The organism is Cytobacillus sp. IB215665 (genome assembly GCF_033963835.1).
Classification (GTDB): domain Bacteria; phylum Bacillota; class Bacilli; order Bacillales; family SM2101; genus Nanhaiella.
In genome coordinates this window covers 1-20456 of the sequence record NZ_JAXBME010000005.1, presented here as the reverse complement: position 1 = coordinate 20456, position 20456 = coordinate 1, and the positions used below count along the sequence as shown (strand labels likewise).

General features: G+C 37.9%; 20 protein-coding genes, 1 rRNA gene and 1 riboswitch. Of the genes, 3 read left to right on the top strand and 18 right to left on the bottom strand.

What is annotated here, in order from left to right:
- Window position 1: 1 nt before the first annotated feature.
- The 4 genes from SLH52_RS08370 to SLH52_RS08355 form a co-directional block, all read right to left on the bottom strand.
- Window positions 2-688, bottom strand: a complete 687-nt coding sequence (locus SLH52_RS08370) for a heptaprenylglyceryl phosphate synthase (RefSeq protein WP_320208817.1) — start codon at window positions 686-688, stop codon at window positions 2-4.
- 442 nt (window positions 689-1130) lie between these two features.
- Window positions 1131-1430, bottom strand: coding sequence for a YerC/YecD family TrpR-related protein (locus SLH52_RS08365; protein ID WP_320208816.1), 300 nt, complete (start codon window positions 1428-1430; stop codon window positions 1131-1133).
- A gap of 145 nt (window positions 1431-1575) precedes the next feature.
- Window positions 1576-2664, bottom strand: coding sequence for a DUF3048 domain-containing protein (locus SLH52_RS08360; RefSeq protein ID WP_320208815.1), 1089 nt, complete (start codon window positions 2662-2664; stop codon window positions 1576-1578).
- A 54-nt stretch (window positions 2665-2718) separates the two neighbouring features.
- Window positions 2719-4461 (bottom strand): adenine deaminase C-terminal domain-containing protein, encoded by a 1743-nt coding sequence (locus tag SLH52_RS08355; RefSeq protein ID WP_320208814.1) that lies wholly within the window; start codon window positions 4459-4461, stop codon window positions 2719-2721.
- Window positions 4462-4738: 277 nt separating this feature from the next.
- Here SLH52_RS08355 and SLH52_RS08350 point away from each other — a divergent pair, with 277 nt between their 5' ends.
- Together SLH52_RS08350 and SLH52_RS23340 are read left to right on the top strand one after the other, a co-directional pair.
- A complete protein-coding gene (locus tag SLH52_RS08350) occupies window positions 4739-4996 on the top strand; it encodes a DUF2892 domain-containing protein (protein WP_214484582.1) in 258 nt (85 codons plus the stop codon).
- Window positions 4997-5240: 244 nt separating this feature from the next.
- The gene (locus SLH52_RS23340; protein ID WP_413785503.1) at window positions 5241-5345 is read left to right on the top strand and encodes an EYxxD motif small membrane protein; all 105 of its coding nucleotides are present in this window, start codon (window positions 5241-5243) and stop codon (window positions 5343-5345) included.
- Here SLH52_RS23340 and purD read toward each other — a convergent pair.
- From purD to SLH52_RS08285, 13 genes are all read right to left on the bottom strand, one after another.
- Complete coding sequence (gene purD, locus SLH52_RS08345; RefSeq protein ID WP_320208813.1) at window positions 5308-6591, bottom strand: phosphoribosylamine--glycine ligase; 1284 nt, start codon at window positions 6589-6591, stop codon at window positions 5308-5310. The two genes, SLH52_RS23340 and purD, sit on opposite strands and share 38 nt — an antisense overlap.
- A 474-nt stretch (window positions 6592-7065) precedes the next feature.
- Window positions 7066-8598: a bifunctional phosphoribosylaminoimidazolecarboxamide formyltransferase/IMP cyclohydrolase gene (gene purH / locus SLH52_RS08340; protein WP_320208812.1), complete on the bottom strand. Its 1533-nt coding sequence runs from the start codon at window positions 8596-8598 to the stop codon at window positions 7066-7068.
- A gap of 12 nt (window positions 8599-8610) precedes the next feature.
- Complete coding sequence (gene purN, locus SLH52_RS08335; protein ID WP_320208811.1) at window positions 8611-9195, bottom strand: phosphoribosylglycinamide formyltransferase; 585 nt, start codon at window positions 9193-9195, stop codon at window positions 8611-8613.
- Window positions 9192-10232, bottom strand: coding sequence for a phosphoribosylformylglycinamidine cyclo-ligase (purM, locus tag SLH52_RS08330; protein WP_320208810.1), 1041 nt, complete (start codon window positions 10230-10232; stop codon window positions 9192-9194). Before purM ends, purN begins: the two co-directional genes overlap by 4 nt.
- Before the next feature lie 34 nt (window positions 10233-10266).
- The gene (purF, locus tag SLH52_RS08325) at window positions 10267-11685 is read right to left on the bottom strand and encodes an amidophosphoribosyltransferase (RefSeq protein ID WP_320208809.1); all 1419 of its coding nucleotides are present in this window, start codon (window positions 11683-11685) and stop codon (window positions 10267-10269) included.
- The gene (purL, locus tag SLH52_RS08320) at window positions 11670-13889 is read right to left on the bottom strand and encodes a phosphoribosylformylglycinamidine synthase subunit PurL (RefSeq protein ID WP_320208808.1); all 2220 of its coding nucleotides are present in this window, start codon (window positions 13887-13889) and stop codon (window positions 11670-11672) included. Before purL ends, purF begins: the two co-directional genes overlap by 16 nt.
- Entirely contained in the window at window positions 13873-14559 is a 687-nt protein-coding gene (purQ, locus tag SLH52_RS08315; protein ID WP_320208807.1) for a phosphoribosylformylglycinamidine synthase subunit PurQ, read from the bottom strand. Before purQ ends, purL begins: the two co-directional genes overlap by 17 nt.
- The gene (purS, locus tag SLH52_RS08310; RefSeq protein WP_214484590.1) at window positions 14556-14810 is read right to left on the bottom strand and encodes a phosphoribosylformylglycinamidine synthase subunit PurS; all 255 of its coding nucleotides are present in this window, start codon (window positions 14808-14810) and stop codon (window positions 14556-14558) included. The genes purQ and purS overlap by 4 nt, the downstream gene beginning before the upstream one ends.
- Window positions 14803-15522, bottom strand: coding sequence for a phosphoribosylaminoimidazolesuccinocarboxamide synthase (purC, locus tag SLH52_RS08305; RefSeq protein ID WP_320208806.1), 720 nt, complete (start codon window positions 15520-15522; stop codon window positions 14803-14805). The genes purS and purC overlap by 8 nt, the downstream gene beginning before the upstream one ends.
- Window positions 15523-15547: 25 nt before the next feature.
- Window positions 15548-16840 carry an adenylosuccinate lyase gene (purB, locus tag SLH52_RS08300; protein WP_320208805.1) on the bottom strand — a complete coding sequence of 431 codons (1293 nt, stop codon included), beginning with the start codon at window positions 16838-16840 and terminating at the stop codon, window positions 15548-15550.
- Complete coding sequence (gene purK, locus SLH52_RS08295) at window positions 16837-17973, bottom strand: 5-(carboxyamino)imidazole ribonucleotide synthase (RefSeq protein WP_320209089.1); 1137 nt, start codon at window positions 17971-17973, stop codon at window positions 16837-16839. Before purK ends, purB begins: the two co-directional genes overlap by 4 nt.
- Window positions 17969-18457: a 5-(carboxyamino)imidazole ribonucleotide mutase gene (gene purE / locus SLH52_RS08290; RefSeq protein ID WP_320208804.1), complete on the bottom strand. Its 489-nt coding sequence runs from the start codon at window positions 18455-18457 to the stop codon at window positions 17969-17971. Before purE ends, purK begins: the two co-directional genes overlap by 5 nt.
- Window positions 18458-18589: 132 nt before the next feature.
- Window positions 18590-18691: riboswitch (purine riboswitch) on the bottom strand.
- An 83-nt stretch (window positions 18692-18774) separates the two neighbouring features.
- Window positions 18775-18978: an NETI motif-containing protein gene (locus SLH52_RS08285; protein ID WP_320208803.1), complete on the bottom strand. Its 204-nt coding sequence runs from the start codon at window positions 18976-18978 to the stop codon at window positions 18775-18777.
- 94 nt (window positions 18979-19072) lie between these two features.
- On the opposite strand from SLH52_RS08285, the gene SLH52_RS08280 reads away from it, so the two are divergent.
- Entirely contained in the window at window positions 19073-19522 is a 450-nt protein-coding gene (locus SLH52_RS08280; RefSeq protein WP_320208802.1) for an Hsp20/alpha crystallin family protein, read from the top strand.
- Window positions 19523-20197: 675 nt separating this feature from the next.
- Here SLH52_RS08280 and rrf read toward each other — a convergent pair.
- Window positions 20198-20313: ribosomal RNA gene (gene rrf, locus SLH52_RS08275) — 5S ribosomal RNA — on the bottom strand.
- Between the last annotated feature and the right edge of the window lie 143 nt (window positions 20314-20456).

Below are 20456 nucleotides of genomic sequence, written 5' to 3'. Positions count from 1 at the left end.
ACTACTCTTTTATTACTTCAACAGTTTCCAGAGCAGCATCAATATTTGAATAAATAATATTACCAACTACTATCGTATCTGCATACTTAGCCATCTCCAAGGCATGTTCCTTTGATGAAATTCCGCCACCATAAAATAACCTCGTATGAGATAACTCGTTTTTGACATCTTTAACAATGTTTACATCACCGTATGTTCCGCTATATTCAAGATAAAAAATTGGTAGGTGATATAAATTTTCGGCGATCCGTGCATATGCAATCACATCTTCATTTGATATGGAAGTGTTAGCTTCTGTTAGTTGTGCTGCTTTACTGTCACCATTTAATATGCAGTATCCTTCAACTAAAATTTCTTCCCAATTCATAATATCTCCATACTCTTTAATAGCTTGATGGTGCATACCAATGGTCCATTGAATATTTTGGCTGTTTAATACAGTAGGAATAAAATAAAAATCAAACCCTGGGGTTACAGAAGCAATTGTAGAAATCTCAAGTACGCAAGGAACTGTATAACGTCGAATTCTTGACATTAAATGTAGTACATTTTCAAGTGTGACACCATCACTACCCCCAACAAGAACTGCATCAGTACCTGATTCACATATTCTTTCTAAATGTTCATCTGAAATCTCTTTATTTGGGTCAAGCTTAAAGACATGACGCCATTCCCTATAATCATACATTACCTATGCTTCCTCCAATCAAATATCCATTAAACTATTATAACAGAAAAGTGCTCGCGCACAGGTATTCCCACCAAGCACAACTCCTTTTTTAAGGGTGATCTACACTCCGATATATGAGTTAAGTGACCTCAAATGTGCGGATAGAAAATTTCATACGCGCTGGAAATAAGTATTAAGTATTTTTTCTTTTGTCTGTTTTCACATTAATTGTTGTTTTTCATTCTAAGTAATAGATGGGTATAAACTAGCTTCTTTGCTCATTTTAAATAAGGTTCATTACATAAATTCAATTGTTGCTGTCCTAAATTAGTCTCAAATAGCAACAAAGTTTACGAAAAGAGCCTTTCTTTTCGACGATTATTACTTAAATTAGATTCTCAACATCAAGCCTTAAAATTGCTACAAAAAAGCCGGAGCTAAGTGCAACGGCTTTTGTACTTTATTTATTTTCGTCATTTACTCTATCTAATGCCATTATATATGCATCATTTCCATAGTTCAAGCAACGCTTCACACGTGAAATAGTAGCTGTACTCGCCCCAGTTTCAGTTTCTATTTTATGATAAGTAAAGCCATCCTGTAACATTCTAGCGACTTCTAATCGTTGGGCAAGCGATTGAATTTCATTGACTGTACATAAGTCATCAAAAAATTTATAGCATTCTTCTAGATCCCTTAGAGAGAGAACAGCTTTAAATAATTGATCTAGCTCCTTGCCACGTAATTTATCTATTTGCATGACAATCCCATCCTTCTTCTCTTTATTAATATAGTTTTTGTGTACACAAAAAGGAGTGCAACAACATCCTTTGTTATGAAATTTGTTAATTAGGTAAAATAATAACTTCCATCTGATTTTAGATACTCAATAAAACTTTATTTATCTATTCATTTCCAGTTGATACAGCGCCAGCCAGTCCTGGTGATGTTGGAATAATATTAATCCATGTTTTCCCTGGTAGGAATTTTACATGTTGTCCATCTTTAAATGGAAGAATTCTCCCATCTACGTTTTGCCAATCAATTTCTTGAAGTTTACCTTTTTGAAGTAGATAGCCTTTACCGCCAGATTGTAAATTTATATCTCGACGACCTACTTCATCAATGATTTGATGATTCATTTCAACAATCATAATATTATCTATTAAGACGGGTGTATCAGATTCGAAATCCTTCGTTTGATCTTCGCCAGTAAATCGTGTATATTTTTCCTGCATTTGGTCGTATACATACTCGACAGTTGCATAATAACTATTTGAGTACGTAATCATCACTGATTGAACGTCATCTCCACTTGTCTCTTCATCATCACTCGTAAAGGGTAGAGGTGGAATACCAACTTCATTTGTAACTGAGTAGTTATAACGATCAGTAGCTACTCCATTTAAACCATCAAATAATAAATAGGAATTATGAGGTGCTTTACGGTAATTTGCACGCTCAAAAACAGTACCATCATTATCATGGTAACTTCCACTAATATTGTCGATAAGGCCGTTTCGTAATTTTTGCTCTAGTATTGTGTAAGTACCATGGTAAACATACAATGCATCATAGCCATCACTAAGTTCAATAAAATCATGCCTTGCACTTCTTACTGGACCTACCTTTGCTGGAATATCACTCTGGTAAAAAGCCAATAGTCTAGTAATATCTCCTTCAGTTAGCATTTCATACACTAAGTCTGCTTGAGTTAGCCCCGTTTGAGGTCGAGCATTTGGGTGATTATTAACCATAACCGCAACAGCACGTTGATGAACCGATTCATCATTCGTACCGATCCCTGTTAAAGGATAATAGTATTCAAACTGTTCTTCTTCAACTACAGTTGTCGTAGTTTCATCGACTTCTTCTTCTGCATCTACTTGCTCTATATTTTCTTCTACTTCTTTAACAACCTGTTCGTCTTCATTACTACATCCAGTAATAGCAATACCTAATAGAACTGCCAAACCTAATTTCCCAACCCTCATTAAAACACAACCTTATTTATCAATATTATCATACTATATCTATACTTTTATATTTTAACGTATTATTGTTGGAAAGAGTACAGTTTTATTCATCACATCGTAAATTCCTTGCTGTGTGATGCGAACATATGGTAAGTGCGTCGATTGTAAAAATAATAATGAGTATACAGGATCTTCATATTGATATCCTCGTTCACGTAACACTAATTTAAATTGCTGCTCTTGTGGAATGAGTTCAGCTATTGGCTTCAAAGACATGACTCCATTAAGCTTTAAAGGAATTTCAAAGATGGTGGAATTATTTTCAGCTATGACTATTCCACCACCAATTTCTTTCATCCGTGTGTATGCAGCTAGCATGTCAGCTTTTTTCTTACCAATTAAGATCATATCACCTGTATTTGAAAATGAACTTGCCATACCTAATAAATTTGAGGTAAATCCTTTTATAATGGTATTAAGACGCCACTTACCATTTCGGTCAACGAGCATTAAAAAGCTCTCATCATGGCTTGTTGATAATTCGTCTACAGAGACATCAATATTTACCGAATACGGCTTCATAATTACATCATTCTCCATCCTCAGCCCTAAAGGCATAGAGAACTGTAAGTCTTCCCATTTTAAATCCCATTTCATATTTAATTGAGGCCAATCTACCTCTTCCCAAGAAAAATGACCAAAGTTATTTGTATTACGCCCATCTTTTTTTAACCACATACCTTTTGCAAGGACTGATACAGGAGTCGCGTTGTCTTTTTCTGTTAAGAAATTGATATTCGCTACCCTTCCCGTTGCAATATTGCCATGTAAATACTCTATTTGATAGTATCTAGCAACATTGATTGTTGCCATATTGTATGCGTCAATTGGTGGGACACCCTTGTCTATTGCAATGTTAATCATGTTGTCAATAAAGCCTTGTTTATAAAATGATGGTGTAGACCCATCTGTTGTATAAAACAAATGATCATATTTATTAATTCCAAGAGCATGTATTTCATCTATCAACTTAGGTAAGTCTGGTCGAATTGATGAATACCTAAGTGATGTCGTATAGCCTTGCATCAAACGAGTATATACTTCGTCACCAGTCATTGCCTCATGATCACTTGTCGCTCCTAACAACATCATTTTTGCAAGTGTCTTTTCAGATGCGCCTGGAAAATGACCTTCAATTTGTTTGCGTAAGCGCTTTGCTTCTTGAATCCAAAGAAGCATCATATCATCACCAGCAAGGAGCTTTGGCCAGCCAGTAAGTTCGCCACCTTGCAAAACTGCATCATGCTCAAGCCAGGACTTAACAGTAGTATGAGAAAAAATTAACTCTTCATCTTGGATTTCTGTTTGCGGATCAAACCTACACCACCAGTATAAAGTAGATGGTATATTTTTCAAATGAGATATAAAAGAAAACGCTTGCTTTGTTGGCAATTGTAATACCAAGCTCATATTATCATTTATTAAAGTTGTTGTGCCATATTGAGATGCATATTCAGCTAATGAATGGGGATTATATAACTGAAATGGGTGCGCATGCGGCTCAATATATCCTGGTACTAAATAGTACCCATTACAATCAACGATTTCACATTGATCAATATGAGATGGTAATTCTTTACCAACATAAATAATTCTTTCATAGTAAATCCAAATATTTGCTTTAACCCACTGATTTAAAACTTGATTTAAATATATTGCATTAGTTAAAACTAATGTTGGTGGTATGGTTCCATCAATAACAGCTACATGTTCACGTAGGTGTTTATTCTTCCACCTATATCGTTGGTCAGGCATGGAATTCCTCCATTCAAACAGAATTAAAATAACAGTTGGCTCCGTAATCATCTAGGAAATGCTTTGGAGTCAACCACTTGTTAAGATATAAATCATACGGCTATGTATGCGTTTTCATTAACATGTTGACAATCTTTTATTAATTTGGTTTTTTCACAATTATTGTTGTTTGCCCAATTAAAAATCAGCTAGGAACAATATATGGGCTTATTTACATTTTACCGTACGAAAGTAATTTGAACAAATGATATCGATATAGGAAGGTGTGTAATCATCTATGAAACCAAACATCAGTATAATCAATGCATTAATGCGCATTACCTGCGGTTTTACTCTACTTTCATGGGCTACTGCAAAGATGGTGAAGAGACCTTGGAGAGAATCATATTTAGTTGTTGCAATGATTGCAGGTATGAAAATTGGTGAAGGAATCACTCGATTTTGTCCATTAACTGCTTGTATAGAAAAATATACATCCAAAAATGAACAAGGAATTAATCTTAATAATGATATGGATTCAATCAACCCATCTTAATTACATCAGCTATAGTATTTTTAACTCAAAGAGGCTTACCCAGGTGAAAATCCAGAAAAATTCTAGGTTCTTTTTTCTCTAGCTTGTCGCAATAAAAATTAAGCTACTATATTTTCCTAGAATTTTATAAACTACCTTGCAGTCATAAAATGAGACCGTAAAAAACAGAGCTTACGAAATGATTCTTATCTTTAACAACCTCCTGCAATTTTTGCAGGAGGCTACTCTTTAAGGAGTTGATTTTATGCTACTAGAATATTTCACAGACATGACATTTGTTCTCACCATATTAATAGGAAGTATTATCGCAATTACTTTTGTGTATGTTCGTAAGAAACGGGTTCGATAGCTTTATTACCAATATCCTTGCGGTAAAATAACCCTTCACTTTGAATGTGATTTATTTCTTGATAAACTTTGTTTTGAGCTTCTCTTAATGAGCTCCCTGTTGTTACGATAGCTAAGACACGGCCGCCATTCGTTACAATCTTATCATGCTGCTTTGCTGTGCCAGCATGAAAAACTAATGTTTTATCGCTCACATTATTTAAACCTGCAATTTCAGCACCTTTATCATATTGATTTGGATATCCTTTTGAAGCTAACACAACTCCGATAGTTGCTGAATCATTCCAAGTTAACGTCACTTGATTCCCTTCCAAAATTTGAAATAATGTCTCTACAAGATCACTCTCAAGTCTTGGCAAAACTACTTGTGTTTCTGGATCACCAAATCGGGCGTTAAACTCAATCACTTTTGGTCCATCTGTAGTATTAATTAAGCCTGCATATAACACACCTGTAAAGGAACGACCTTCAGCCACCATTGCCTTTGCAGTAGGCTTTAAGATCGTTTTAATAGCTTGTTCAACTACTACATCAGAAATTTGTGGTACAGGAGAGTATGCACCCATTCCACCAGTATTCGGCCCCTTATCAAAATCGTATGCACGTTTATGATCTTGGGAAATGACCATTGGATAAACTTCTGTTCCATTTACAAATGCCATTAATGAAAATTCTTCACCTGCTAAGAATTCCTCAATGACAACTTGGGTACTAGCTTCGCCAAACTTCTCCTCATTCATCATTTCATTAAGGCTTTCTAGTGCTTCTTCCATCGTCATTGCAACAGTTACACCTTTTCCAGCAGCAAGACCATCTGCTTTAATGACAATTGGAGCTCCTACTTTAAAAAGATAGTTCTTTGCTTCCTCATATGATGTAAAGGATCCATATTGACCTGTAGGAATCTCATACTTTTTCATTATATCTTTTGCGAAGGTTTTACTTCCTTCAATTAAAGCAGCTTCCTTTGTTGGACCAAATATAGGTAAATTATTGCTTTGAAATGCATTCACGATGCCATTTATTAAAGGTACCTCTGGACCAACAATCGTTAAATCAATCTTCTCGCTTTTTGCAAATTCGAGTAGTGCTTCATGATCATTCTCATCAATATTTACAAGCGTTGCAACATCCTCCATACCTACATTTCCCGGTGCTACAAACACGTTATTAACTTTTGAACTTTGAGCTACTTTCCATGCAATTGTATGTTCACGACCGCCCCTACCAACTACCAATACATTCATCGTGTTTCACCTCAGCTACTAATTATCATTATTTATATTACAGCTCTTCTGTCTTATCTCCCAATATCCTCTCAGGGATTAAAAGGGCTTTTGCTTTTCTTCTTGTCCAGTTCCGTCTCCTAACCTCTCGAGTCGTTTCACCATTTCATCAGAAGACAAAAAAACGTCTTCAGTTGAAAAGGTTCCAACGCTTGTCGAGGTTGATCAGTCGACTCCACTTTTCTTTTTGTCCAGCTACAGCGCCTATCCCCTCGAGTCGTTTCACTATTTTCATAAAGGCAAAGAGCGCCTTCACAAAAAATGCCTCCAGTGCTTTTCGGGGATGGTCATGGCGTTTTCGCTTTTATTTCTGTCCAGCTCCGCCTCCTTGCCTCTCGAGGTCGTTTCACTATTTCACCCGAAGGCAAAAAGCGCCTTTAAGTGAAGTAGTTCCAACGCTTGTCGAGGCAGTGCAGTCGACTTCGCTTTTCTTCCTTAATGCTTGAAGTGGCGGATGCCTGTGAATACCATTGTAATTCCATATTCATCTGCTTTTTTAATTGAATCTTCATCACGAATTGAACCGCCTGGTTGTATGATTGCAGTTACTCCCGCTTTAGCAGCTGCTTCAACAGTATCACTCATTGGAAAGAATGCATCTGATCCTAGTGCTGATCCTTCAATTTTATCCCCTGCTTGTTCGATTGCAATCTTAGCAGCACCAACCCGATTCATTTGTCCCGCGCCGACACCAATCGTCATATCATCTTTTGCAATGACAATTGCATTTGATTTGACATGCTTCACAACTTTCCAGGCTAGCTTAAGATCTGCCCATTCTTGATCAGTTGGTTCACGTTTTGTAGGAATTGTTATAGATGCATCTTCCAACGATTTCGCATCCTCATCCTGTACAAGTAAGCCCCCTTGCACAGAAGTAAGACGTTTGCCATCATGCTGTTGGCTAGTAAAATCAACTTTTAATAAACGAATATTTTTCTTCTGCGTCAATATATCTAATGCTTCCTCGCTAAATGATGGAGCGATGACGATTTCTAGAAATATTTCATGCATAAGCTGTGCAGTTTCCTTATCTACTTCGCGATTCACAACAACGATTCCACCGAAGATAGATGTAGCATCTGCTTCATATGCTTTTTTATATGCTTCTAGTACGTTTGAGCCTACACCTACGCCGCAAGGGTTCATATGCTTAACAGCAACTGCAGCTGGCTCATTAAATTCTTTAACGATTTCTAATGCTGCATCTGCATCATTAATATTGTTATAAGATAACTCTTTACCATGTAATTTATCAGCGTTTGCGATAGAATAATTTGTTCCTAAAGGTTTCTTATAAAATGTAGCCTTTTGGTGAGGATTTTCTCCATATCGTAAGTCTTGTTTCTTTTCAAACGTTACCGTATATGACTCTGGACTTTCTTCACCTGTCACTTCTGTCAAATATTCTGCTATAAGTGCATCATATCTAGCTGTATGTCTAAAAACTTTTGCAGCAAGGTTTTGCTTTGTTTCAAATGTTACGGAGTTATTCTCTCTAATTTCTGCTAGTACTTTTTCATAATCTGCTGGGTCTACTACAACAGTTACATCTTGATAGTTTTTTGCTGCTGAACGAAGCATTGACGGCCCACCGATATCAATATTTTCGATTGCGTCTTTTAAGGTTACATCTGGATTTTCAATTGTTTGTTGGAAAGGGTATAAATTCACAACAACTATATCAATAGGTGTGATATTATGTTCAGTTATTTGTTTTACATGAGCATCGTTATCCCTTACTGCTAATAAACCACCATGAATATTCGGATGAAGAGTTTTCACACGTCCATCTAGTATTTCTGGAAAGCCAGTAATTTCAGAAATACCAATGACTTGGATTCCATTGTCCTCAAGAACCTTTTTCGTACCACCTGTTGAAATTACTTCGATACCACAATCAATTAAGCCTTGTACAAATGGTACTATTCCTTCCTTATCTGATACACTTACTAGCGCTCTTCTCACTGTTTCTTCCTCCTATTTACTCATGTTATTCGTTTCTGCAAAAATTTTTTGTAAAGTGCTTGGATAAAATTGATGCTCAATTTGATGAATTCGTTGCTCAATACTTTCAATCGTCTCGCCTGCATGTATGTGAAATTCTTCTTGAGCAATAACAGGGCCTGTATCCATTCCTTCATCAACGTAATGAACCGTTACTCCCGTCTTGGCTGCCCCAGCTCTGAATGCTTGACCAATAGCATCTTTGCCTGGGAAAGCTGGTAATAAAGAAGGGTGAATGTTAACAATGTTCCCACCGTACGCAGAAAGCAACGTGCTACCAACTAAGCGCATATAACCTGCCAGCACAATGAAATCCACATCATTTTCTTTAAGCATTGCAACGATTTCTTGCTCAAATGATTCTTTATTATCATAATCTTTTGGTGAAAAAGAAAAAACATTAACATTAGCTTGCTGTGCGCGTCGTATAACTTTCGCATGTGGTTTGTCACACACAAGTAGTTTTACATTAGCCTCAAGATGTCCGTTATAAACGGCGTCGACAATCGCTTGAAAATTTGTGCCACTCCCTGAGGCAAATACAGCTATATTTTTCATTTTAGTGCTCCTCCACCGTACGTTACACCTTCACCTGCTTTTACCCTACCGATTAGAAATGCTTTTTCGCCAGCTGCTTCTAACAATTGAATGGCTTCGTGCATATTTTCTTCACTCATCGTCAACACCATACCAATCCCCATGTTAAAAATCGAAAACATTTCTCTTTTATCTAACTTTCCTTTTGCTTGAATAAGATCAAATATAGGAGGTATTGGCCATGATCCGAAATCTACCTCTGCACCTAACCCGCTTGGTAGCATGCGGGGAATATTTTCGTCAAACCCCCCGCCAGTAATATGTGCCATGCCATTTACTTGACTTTGTTTTAACAAGGATAAAATTGGTTTGACATATATTTTAGTAGGACGTAATAATTCTTCTCCAAGTGCTGAAGTACATTCACCATAAGTATTCGTTAAATCAAGCTGAGCTTCTTCTAATAATATTTTTCTTACAAGTGAATAACCATTACTATGAATGCCGTTTGAGGATAGACCTATTAGGACATCCCCCTCTTTAATAGCTTCACCTGTAACAAGCTTACTTTTCTCTGCAACTCCGACAGTAAAACCCGCCAGGTCATACTCTTCTTCGTCATACATGCCAGGCATTTCTGCAGTTTCGCCACCGATTAAAGCACAACCAGCTTGCTCGCAGCCATCTGCAATACCCTTCACAATCGCTTCTATCTTCTCAGGAGAGGATTTACCGCAAGCGATGTAATCTAGGAAAAACATCGGTTCTGCACCTTGTACAACGATATCATTTACACACATTGCCACAGCATCAATACCAATCGTGTCGTGCTTATCCATCATAAATGCGAGCATAAGCTTTGTTCCTACACCGTCTGTTCCCGAAATAAGCACTGGCTCTTTTACATTCATTTTTGATAAATCAAACATGCCACCAAAGCCACCAATTGCACCTAGCACCTCAGGTCTGCCTGTTTTTAATATATGCTTCTTCATTCTTGATACCGCTTCATAGCCAGCTTCAATATCGACTCCAGCTTGTTTGTAAGCATTCGCCATATGTTTATCCTCCTAAATCAAATGTTGGGTATTGTTAAGTTAGTACTTTTTCGTGAGGAAGAACTGTATCTGGATAAATTTCTGTTGGGTATTTTCCAGTAAAACACGCCATACATTGGCCTCTATATTCGCCTTCATACGGTCTTCCAATCGCTGACACAAGTCCTTCTTCACTTAAAAATGAAATTGAATCTGCCCCTATAATCTTCCGTATTTCCTCAACTGAATGTGAGGATGCAATTAATTCCTCATGTGTCGATGTATCAATACCATAAAAGCAAGGGTTTTTAATTGGAGGTGAACTGATTCTAACGTGAACCTCTTTTGCACCTGCATCCCTTAACATTGTCACGATACGGCGGCTCGTTGTGCCACGAACAATGGAATCATCAACCATTACAACTCTTTTCCCCTCTACAACACCCCGTACCGGAGAGAGCTTCATTTTTACGCCTTGTTCGCGTAAAGCTTGTGATGGCTGAATAAACGTCCTTCCAACATAACGATTTTTAATTAAACCTAACTCATAAGGTATACCAGACGCTTCAGCGTAGCCTATTGCTGCCGAAATACTTGAATCCGGAACCCCTGTAACAACATCTGCATCAATAGGTGCTTCATATGCTAATTTTTTCCCAAGGCTTTTTCTTGCAGTATGAATATTAATTCCATCAATATTACTATCAGGTCTTGAAAAATAAATATATTCCATACTACAAATTGCTCGATTCATCGTCACTGTAAACCTTTCGGAATGAATGCCTGTTTCATCAATAATGAGTAGCTCCCCTGGCTCTACATCACGTTCATAGGTAGCCCCAACTACATCGAATGCACATGTTTCTGAAGCTACAACGTAAGCATCTCCTAATTTCCCAATTGATAATGGTCGTAAACCATTCGGATCAAGTGCAACCATCATTTGAGTTTCATCCATAATTAAAAAGGCATACGCACCCTTTAACATGGATAAGGCATTTTTCACTCGTTCCTTAAAGGTAGAGAAGCCGCTTCTCTTAATAAGGTGAGCTAATACTTCAGTATCTGAAGTTGTTTGAAAAATACTACCTTGACTCTCCAATTGATGTTTAAGAGCCATTGCATTAACAAGGTTACCGTTATGAGCCATAGCCAAGCTCCCTTTTTGCGAATGGAATAATAGGGGCTGAACATTTTCAATCCCACTCCCACCTGCTGTGGCATAACGAACGTGACCTATTGCAGCAGAGCCTTGAATTTCAGTTAATTTCCCGCCACTGAAAACTTCTGCTACAAGGCCTTCACCTCTGACACCTTTTAATTTTTTCCCATCACTTACTACGATCCCAGCTCCTTCTTGTCCTCGGTGTTGAAGACTGTGTAAGCCGTAATACGTAATTTGTGACGCATCCTTATGACCCCAAATACCGAATAACCCACACTCTTCATTCAAGCCTTTTATTTCAGCAAGCATGGAATAGCTCCTTTCCAAGCATTTTCAGCTTCTTCTACCGAAATATGGATCAAATCTTCACCCTGCTCGTTGTCGATTATTAACATTGGTTCTGCGCTTACTTCACCAATTAAAGTGGCTTGAACAAGCTGTTCAAACGCTTGTTGATTTTCTTTTTTCACTGTCACAATAAATCGAGATTGTGTTTCACTAAATAATGAAGTGACTGCATCTCCACTTATCTTAACGTTACACCCTAAACCTTCAGTACCAAATAAGCATTCTGCAATAGCTACAGCAAATCCGCCTTCAGCAATGTCATGTGCAGATTGTATAACACCACTTTGAATAGCAGTTAGCAGCTGTTTTTGACGAGTTTGTTCAACGTCTAAATTCAATTCAGGTGCCTTACCAAAAATACGACCTTCGGTTAACTTTTGTAATTCACTTCCTCCAAATTCTTCCTTGGATTCACCAATTACATAAATTAAATCACCTTCAGCTTTAAAGTGCTGTGTCGTAATATGATCTAAATCTTTGATTAAGCCCACCATTCCTACAACTGGAGTCGGATAAATTGCCGTTCCGTTTGTCTCATTGTATAAAGATACATTTCCACCAATGACTGGTGTCTTCAAAGTTTCACAAGCAACACTCATACCGTCTACTGCTTTTTCAACCTGCCAGAAAATTTCAGGTTTCTCTGGATTCCCGAAGTTTAAGCAGTCTGTAATTGCAAGTGGCTCCGCACCAGAACAGACGATGTTTCTTGCAGCTTCACTCACCGCAATTTTGCCGCCAACCTCTGGATCTAGATATAGGTAACGAGAATTACAATCTGTTGTCATTGCTAACGCTTTGTTAGTTCCACGAACTCGTACGACCGCTGCATCTGACCCTGGGGATACGGCTGTATTCGTACGTACCATATAATCATATTGGTCATATACCCATTCTTTACTTGCAATTGTCGGCTGTGATAGTAATTGCAATAACGTTTCTTTATAGTCATTTACTTTAGGAATTTCTACAGCCATCTCCTGAAATTGTTGATAATACGAAGGTTCTGTAGAAGGCTTATGATAAACTGGCGCATCTTCTGCCAAAGCATCAACTGGCACATCTGCGATAACATCACCTTTGTGATAAAGACGGAGCATTTTATCATCAGTTACTTTTCCAACTGCTACAGCATCAAGGCCATATTTTACTACAATTTGCTGTATCTCTTGCTCTCTACCTTTTTCAACAACAATTAACATCCGTTCCTGTGACTCTGAAAGCATCATCTCATAACCAGTCATACCTGTTTCGCGTTGAGGAACTAAATCTAAATTCATTTCAATTCCTGAACCAGCTTTACTTGCCATCTCTGCTGAAGAGCTTGTTAAACCTGCAGCTCCCATATCCTGAATACCTACTAATGCATCACATTTTACAAGTTCGAGGCATGCTTCAAGCAATAGCTTCTCCATAAAAGGGTCACCAACTTGCACGGCAGGACGTTTTTCTTCCGATTGTTCTGATAACTCCTCTGACGCAAATGTCGCTCCGTGGATCCCATCGCGCCCTGTTTTGGCACCAACATACATGACTGTATTTCCGATCCCTTTTGCTTGCCCTTTTTGAATATCCCCATGATCAATTAAACCGACACACATCGCGTTAACAAGCGGGTTTCCGTCATAAGATGGTTCAAATTGGATTTCTCCACCTACTGTCGGTATGCCGACACAGTTTCCGTAACCAGCGATTCCTGCAACTACTTCTTCAAATAAATATTTCATACGTGGAGTAACCAATTCACCAAAACGTAGAGAGTTTAATAAAGCTATTGGACGAGCTCCCATTGAAAAAACATCCCGTATAATTCCACCTACACCTGTTGCAGCTCCTTGGTACGGCTCAATAGCGGATGGGTGATTATGACTTTCGATTTTAAAAACGACAGCTTGATTGTCACCGATATCAACAATACCTGCCCCTTCACCAGGACCTTGTAGCACTTTTTCACCGCTTGTCGGAAATTTGCTAAGTACTGGCTTAGAGTTTTTATAACTACAATGCTCTGACCACATAACTGAAAATAAACCCGTTTCAGTATAGTTAGGAAGACGGTTTAAAATGCCTTCTATTGTAGCAAACTCTTCATCACTTAATCCCATTTCTCTGTATATTTTTTCATCTTTTATCTGTTGTGGACTTGGTTCAAGAAGTAACGACATGAGTTTCCCTCCAATTTTTCACTATCGATTGAAACAGCTTTAAGCCATCAGCACTACCTAATAAATCTTCAACAGCTCGCTCAGGGTGTGGCATCATACCAAGTACATTCCCCTTCTCATTCACAATGCCAGCTATATCTTCTAAACTACCATTAGGATTTTCAGAGCTATATTTAAATACAATTTGCTTGTTTTCTTTCAGTCTGTTCAATGTTTCTTCATCACAATAATAGTTTCCTTCTCCGTGAGCTATAGGAATGGTAATTACTTCACCTTGCTCATAGCTAGATGTAAACATCGTTTCGTTATTTTCAACAGTAAGTTCCACAGGTCGGCAAATAAATTTTAAACTGTTATTATGTCTCATTGCTCCAGGTAGTAGATTTGCCTCTAATAAAATTTGAAAGCCATTACAAACTCCTAAAATAGGTTTCCCCATATCTGCTGCTTTTTTGATTTCTGTCATGACCTTTGAGAAGCGAGCAATTGCTCCACTACGTAGATAATCTCCATAAGAGAATCCACCTGGAAGTAGGATTCCATCAAAATGAGCTATATCAACAGCATCATGCCATACATATTCTACCTCTGCGCCTAGACTATCTTTGATCGCATGATACATATCTACATCACAGTTAGATCCTGGAAATACAATTACGGCAAATTTCACTGTGAGATGACCTCCTCAACTTCATAACGGTAATCTTCTATAACAGTATTTGCTAATAATTTCTCACACATTTCTTGAACGATCTCATCAATATCTCGATCAGTTTTGTCGATTTGTAACTCCATATATTTACCGATACGGACATCTTCAACTTCTTTATATGACAAGCTATGAAGTGAGTTTTTCACCGCACTCCCTTGTGGATCCAATACACTCTCTCGTAACGTAACAAACACTTTCACTTTAAACATGTTGTGAGCCCCCTAAGCGTTTTAGTATTTCTTCATAAGCATCTGTAAGCTGACCTAAATCTCTACGAAAAACATCTTTATCAAATCTCTCATTCGTTTCCATATCCCATAAACGGCACGTATCTGGAGAAACTTCATCTGCTAAAATGATCGCACCTTCTTCAGTGATTCCAAATTCAAGTTTAAAATCTACTAAACGAACACCACATCCATGAAAATGTTCTGCTAATATTCTATTAATTTCTAATGCTACTTTTTTCAAGTGTAAGACTTGCTCATTTGTTGCCACTTGCAATATTGCAATATGGTCTTCAGTAATAAGTGGGTCACCTAAATCATCATCTTTGTAATAAAATTCAACAACAGGTTGTTTTATAGGTGTACCTTCTTCAATCCCTAGGCGTTTAGCAAGGCTCCCAGCAACTAAATTACGCACAACAACTTCAAGAGGAATAATTGTAACTTTCTTTACAAGCTGCTCAGTTTCTGACACCTTTTTAATAAAATGATTTTCAATATTTGAGCGATGCAACTTTTCAAATAGCAAGCTTGTAATTTCATTATTAAGTCGCCCTTTACCAAATATCTGTGCTTTTTTTTCACCGTTATAAGCGGTTGCACTATCTTTGTACTCTACCCACACAACGTTTGGATCATTTGTACGATATATTTTTTTTGCTTTTCCCTCATATAGCATTGCTAATTTTTCCATTGCTTTCGCCCTCCTTTATTAAGCCTTAAAGATTTAAACGATTAAAGATTGCATCTACATTTTTTATATGGTAGTTATAATCGAAGCATTCATTAATTTGCTCATTAGTTAAGCGCGAAGTAATCATATCAGTTGACTCAATCAGCTGACGGAAAGGTACTTGTGTTTCCCAAGCTTCCATCGCTTTTGGTTGAACAATATCATATGCTTCTTCTCGGGTCATCCCTGTATCAATAAGTGCTAATAAAACTCGTTGGGAATAGATTAAACCTAGTGTACGATCCATATTTTTCTTCATATTCTCTGGAAAAACAGTAAGGTTTTTAACAATGTTACCGAAACGGTTAAGCATATAATTTAGAGCTATTGTCGCATCTGGTAAAATAATTCTTTCTGCTGAAGAATGAGATATATCTCTCTCATGCCATAATGGGACATTCTCATATGCTGTCATCATATAGCCTCGAATGACCCTTGCCATACCAGTCATATTTTCTGACCCAATAGGATTACGTTTATGCGGCATTGCTGACGATCCCTTTTGACCTTTGGCAAAGAATTCTTCCACTTCGCGTGTTTCACTTTTTTGAAGACCACGAATTTCCACAGCAAATTTTTCGATTGATGTAGCAATTAAAGCAAGAGCTGCCATATACTCCGCATGGCGATCACGTTGCAATGTTTGCGTAGAAATAGGAGCTGCCTCTAAGCCTAATTTTTCACATACATACTTTTCTACAAATGGATCGATATTAGCATACGTTCCTACTGCTCCTGATATTTTTCCTACTCTAACACCATCTGCAGCCCTTTTAAAACGGTCAAGATTACGTTTCATTTCCTCATACCATAATGCAAGCTTTAAACCAAATGTTGTTGGCTCGGCATGTACACCGTGAGTACGTCCCATCATGACCGTATATTTATGCTCCTGAGCTTTTTGTTTTAAAATGGCAACAAAGTTTTCAATATCTTTTAGAAGAAGGTCATTTGCTTGTTTCAATAAATAAGAAAGTGCTGTGTCGACAACATCAGTAGATGTTAAGCCATAATGCACCCATTTACGCTCTTCACCTAATGTTTCTGAAACAGCACGAGTGAAGGCTACAACATCATGTCTAGTTTGTTCCTCTATTTCATGAATACGATTAATATCAAACGAAGCATTTTGTCGAATGAGCTTTACATCCTCTTTTGGAATATCTCCTAGCTCTGCCCATGCTTCACAAGCTAAAATTTCGACCTCTAACCATGCTTTAAAGCGATTTTCTTCTGTCCAAATTGCTCCCATTTCAGGGCGAGTATAACGTTCAATCATTTATCATTCTCCTCCGGCCAAATATTTAGCTTATTCGCTTGCTTGATTGCTTCTTCATTATTATCCGCCAAAATGTTAATATGACCCATTTTTCTTTTTACTTTCGCCTCTTTTTTTCCATATAGATGGAGCTTACACGTAGTGAATTTTGTAATATTGTTCATCACAGCTTCTACATGCTCACCTAGAATATTCATCATCACAACTGGTGTTAAAAGGTCCGTTTCTCCTAATGGCAAATTGCATATTGCCCTAATATGCTGCTCAAATTGTGAGGTTTTACATGCTTCCATCGTATAATGCCCTGAGTTATGGGGCCTTGGCGCTAGTTCATTTATAAATATTTTGCCTTCTTTTGTAACAAACATTTCAACTGCCAATGTTCCGACCATTTGCAATGTTTCTGCTAGATTTATTGCTATTTGATGCGCTTCATTAACTATTTTATCAGTAGTTCTAGCAGGTACAACTGATTGATGTAAGATATTGTCTACATGAATATTCTCAGCTACCGGGAATGCCTTTACTTCCCCCGCCATGCTTCTTGAAACGATGACCGATATTTCTTTCTCAAAAGAAATCCAAGCCTCTAAAACACAGGGGCCATGGTCTAAGAGTGGTAATGCTTTGCTAATATCTTCATCCTTACGAATAACGGCTTGCCCTTTGCCATCATATCCACCTCGACATGTTTTCAGCACACAAGGATATTCTAATTGATTTAATGCATCTATTAATTTCTTTTCAGAATCTACTAATATATATGGAGCAACCCCAACTCCCGCTTCCACAATGGTAGCTTTTTCTGTCGAACGGTCTTGAGTTGTCGCCAATAAACGACTACCTTGTGGTAAACGGGCATTCTGTTCAAGCCATATTAAAGCATCATAATCTATATTTTCAAATTCATACGTCACTACATCACTATGATGTGCTAGCTTCTTAATAGCATCAATATCATCAAAATTACCAACGATTTCGATGTCAGCGACTTGACCACATGGTGAATTCGGCGTAGGATCTAATACAGCAATATTATACCCCATTTGCTTAGCAGCAATCGCCATCATCCTACCGAGTTGTCCACCACCAATGATTCCGATCGTCTCTCCTGGTAATATGCAATCGTTAATCAAGCATATCACTACTTTCTAATACATTATTTCGAATAGTCTCGCGTCTATGTTCTAATGAGGCTGCGACCTCAGGAAGATGTGTACTTAATATTTCACCTGCTAACAGCCCAGCATTTGTTGCACCTGCCTTGCCAATTGCGACAGTTGCTACTGGTACTCCCCCAGGCATTTGAACGATTGAAAGCAACGAATCCATGCCGTTAAGAGCTTTAGATTGTACTGGCACTCCAATAACTGGTAGTGTTGTTTTTGAAGCAACCATTCCAGGTAAGTGAGCAGCACCTCCAGCACCTGCAATAATAACCTTAATGCCTCGCATTCTAGCTGATTCTGCATAGTCAAACATTAGATCTGGAGTTCGGTGTGCTGACACAACTTTCTTTTCGAATGGAATTGATAATTCTTCAAGTATGTCACAAGCATGTTTCATCGTTTCCCAATCAGAAGTACTTCCCATGATTACTCCAACGAGCGGCTTCATTGTTTTCCTCTCCTTATTATTCACTTTGTTCCTATAATAAAAGCCCAGCATAGAACGCTCCCTAATAAGGAAAAGCACTCTACCTGGGCAAAGACACCTTGTGTCCACTTTACAGGCCAAGCTGTTAGTTTACAGCTTAATACTCTTCCTCATAGTCCAATAATTTACGGTTATTGGGTAGAAACTTTTGGGCCTTATTCCCATTATTATATGAGGCAAATAATTTTCTCTAGTGACATCTTAACAATGGACGATAAAGATTGTCAACAGAAACATCGAACGTTTTAAGTTTATTTATTTTATATTGTTCGTGTTTTCTAAATTAACTTTCCTTCGAAGACAATTGTACTCCCACTAGGGACAACTGATACATTACCGCCTTTTTCGACTTCCTTAAAGACCGGTTCTTCCGTTCGTCTAGTTGGTGAATATCCTTCCTTTTTCATGCGGTTTAGACAATCACTTATTGTCTCATTTTCATCAACAACAAACTTTTTTTTCTTCGGTTTATTACTATTCATCAAACATTTCCTTTCTATGCTAGTTCCTATATATTAGGCACGTTTAACGAACCATAACATATAATATTACAGCAGTAAAGGAGGCCAGTCTTACATGATAGATTTTGATCAATTTAAAAACCTTAATAACCTCAAAGATCAATGGGGGCATTTTTTCGGAAAGGACTTTTTAAGTGGGTTTGATTCAATTTTTAATGGCTTTCAATCTCAAGCACCAGTAAATATTTACCAATCTCATAATGAGCTATTAGTCGTGGTCAGTATGCCTGGGCTTGATAAAGAAAGCGATGTTGATCTCTATGTAAATAAAAATAATCAAACATTAGAAGTAAAAGGCAACATAAACTTAGCATTTAAAGGCTTTGATCTACAAGAGCAAGGTATCCAAGAAGGAACTGTAGAAAAAAATATTGAATTACCGTTTCCAGTGATAGATGATCGAATTGACGCAAGCTATCATAACGGACTTCTAATTATTCATTTACACAAACTAATCTCAAAAGATGTAAAGAAAAAAATAAAAGTCCATAAAATAGAAGATTAAATTAAAAGCGCAAGCACCTTGTACATCCCCGACAAGCGTTGGAACTATTTCACATGAAGGCGCTTTTTGCCTTCGGGTGAAATAGTGAAACGACTCGAGGGGATAGGTGCTTGAGCTGGACAAGAAGAAAAGCTTAGCCGACTGCTTTGCCTCGACAAGCGTTGGAGCTACTTCACTTGAAGGCGCTTTTTGCCTTCTTGTGAAGTAGTGAAACGACCTCGAGAGGCAAGGAGGCGAGCTGGACAAGAAAGAAAAGCGGAGCCGACTGCTTTGCCTCGACAAGCGTTGGAACTATTTCACATGAAGGCGCTTTTTCCCTTCTTGTGAAGTAGTGAAACGACTCGAGGGGATAGGCGCTGGAGCTGGACAAGAAGAAAAGCTTAGTCGACTGCTTTGCCTCGACAAGCGTTGGAGCTACTTCACTTGAAGGCGCTTTTTGCCTTCGGGTGAAATAGTGAAACGACCTCGAGAGGCAAGGAGGTGGAGCTGGACAAGAAGAAGAAACGAGCTGATTACACCCTTTAGAATAATAAGAAAAGGTCTTGGAGGCGTAAGAAAGAAAAGCATTGATAAAAACTATACTATACAAAAACAGCTAAATGACTATTTAAGTCTTTTGGCTGTTTGCATAGACATAAAAAAACACAGAGTATAAGTACTCTGTGTTTTTTAATTGCCTGGCAACGTCCTACTCTCACAGGGGGAAACCCCCAACTACCATCGGCGCTGAAGAGCTTAACTTCCGTGTTCGGTATGGGAACGGGTGTGACCTCTTCGCCATCGCCACCAGACATAATATATAGGAATAAGTTGATATTCCTTCAAAACTAGATAATAGACATTCATTGAATAAAGCTTGTTCTGTTCTAACTTGGTTAAGTCCTCGATCTATTAGTATCTGTCAGCTCCACGTGTCACCACGCTTCCACCTCAG

Excerpts from the sequence above, each read along its gene's own strand:
- SLH52_RS08360 (WP_320208815.1), bottom strand. The coding sequence starts at position 2,664 with ATGAGGGTTGGGAAATTAGGTTTGGCAGTTCTATTAGGTATTGCTATT.
- purF (WP_320208809.1), bottom strand. The coding sequence starts at position 11,685 with ATGCTTGCTGAAATAAAAGGCTTGAATGAAGAGTGTGGGTTATTCGGT.
- purN (WP_320208811.1), bottom strand. The coding sequence starts at position 9,195 with ATGAAAAATATAGCTGTATTTGCCTCAGGGAGTGGCACAAATTTTCAA.
- SLH52_RS08280 (WP_320208802.1), top strand. The coding sequence starts at position 19,073 with ATGATAGATTTTGATCAATTTAAAAACCTTAATAACCTCAAAGATCAA.
- purS (WP_214484590.1), bottom strand. The coding sequence starts at position 14,810 with ATGTTTAAAGTGAAAGTGTTTGTTACGTTACGAGAGAGTGTATTGGAT.
- SLH52_RS08355 (WP_320208814.1), bottom strand. The coding sequence starts at position 4,461 with ATGCCTGACCAACGATATAGGTGGAAGAATAAACACCTACGTGAACAT.
- purL (WP_320208808.1), bottom strand. The coding sequence starts at position 13,889 with ATGTCGTTACTTCTTGAACCAAGTCCACAACAGATAAAAGATGAAAAA.
- purC (WP_320208806.1), bottom strand. The coding sequence starts at position 15,522 with ATGGAAAAATTAGCAATGCTATATGAGGGAAAAGCAAAAAAAATATAT.
- SLH52_RS08350 (WP_214484582.1), top strand. The coding sequence starts at position 4,739 with ATGAAACCAAACATCAGTATAATCAATGCATTAATGCGCATTACCTGC.
- SLH52_RS08370 (WP_320208817.1), bottom strand. The coding sequence starts at position 688 with ATGTATGATTATAGGGAATGGCGTCATGTCTTTAAGCTTGACCCAAAT.
- purM (WP_320208810.1), bottom strand. The coding sequence starts at position 10,232 with ATGGCGAATGCTTACAAACAAGCTGGAGTCGATATTGAAGCTGGCTAT.
- SLH52_RS08285 (WP_320208803.1), bottom strand. The coding sequence starts at position 18,978 with ATGAATAGTAATAAACCGAAGAAAAAAAAGTTTGTTGTTGATGAAAAT.
- purE (WP_320208804.1), bottom strand. The coding sequence starts at position 18,457 with ATGAAGCCGCTCGTTGGAGTAATCATGGGAAGTACTTCTGATTGGGAA.
- purD (WP_320208813.1), bottom strand. The coding sequence starts at position 6,591 with ATGAATGTATTGGTAGTTGGTAGGGGCGGTCGTGAACATACAATTGCA.
- purB (WP_320208805.1), bottom strand. The coding sequence starts at position 16,840 with ATGATTGAACGTTATACTCGCCCTGAAATGGGAGCAATTTGGACAGAA.
- SLH52_RS23340 (WP_413785503.1), top strand. The coding sequence starts at position 5,241 with ATGCTACTAGAATATTTCACAGACATGACATTTGTTCTCACCATATTA.
- SLH52_RS08365 (WP_320208816.1), bottom strand. The coding sequence starts at position 1,430 with ATGCAAATAGATAAATTACGTGGCAAGGAGCTAGATCAATTATTTAAA.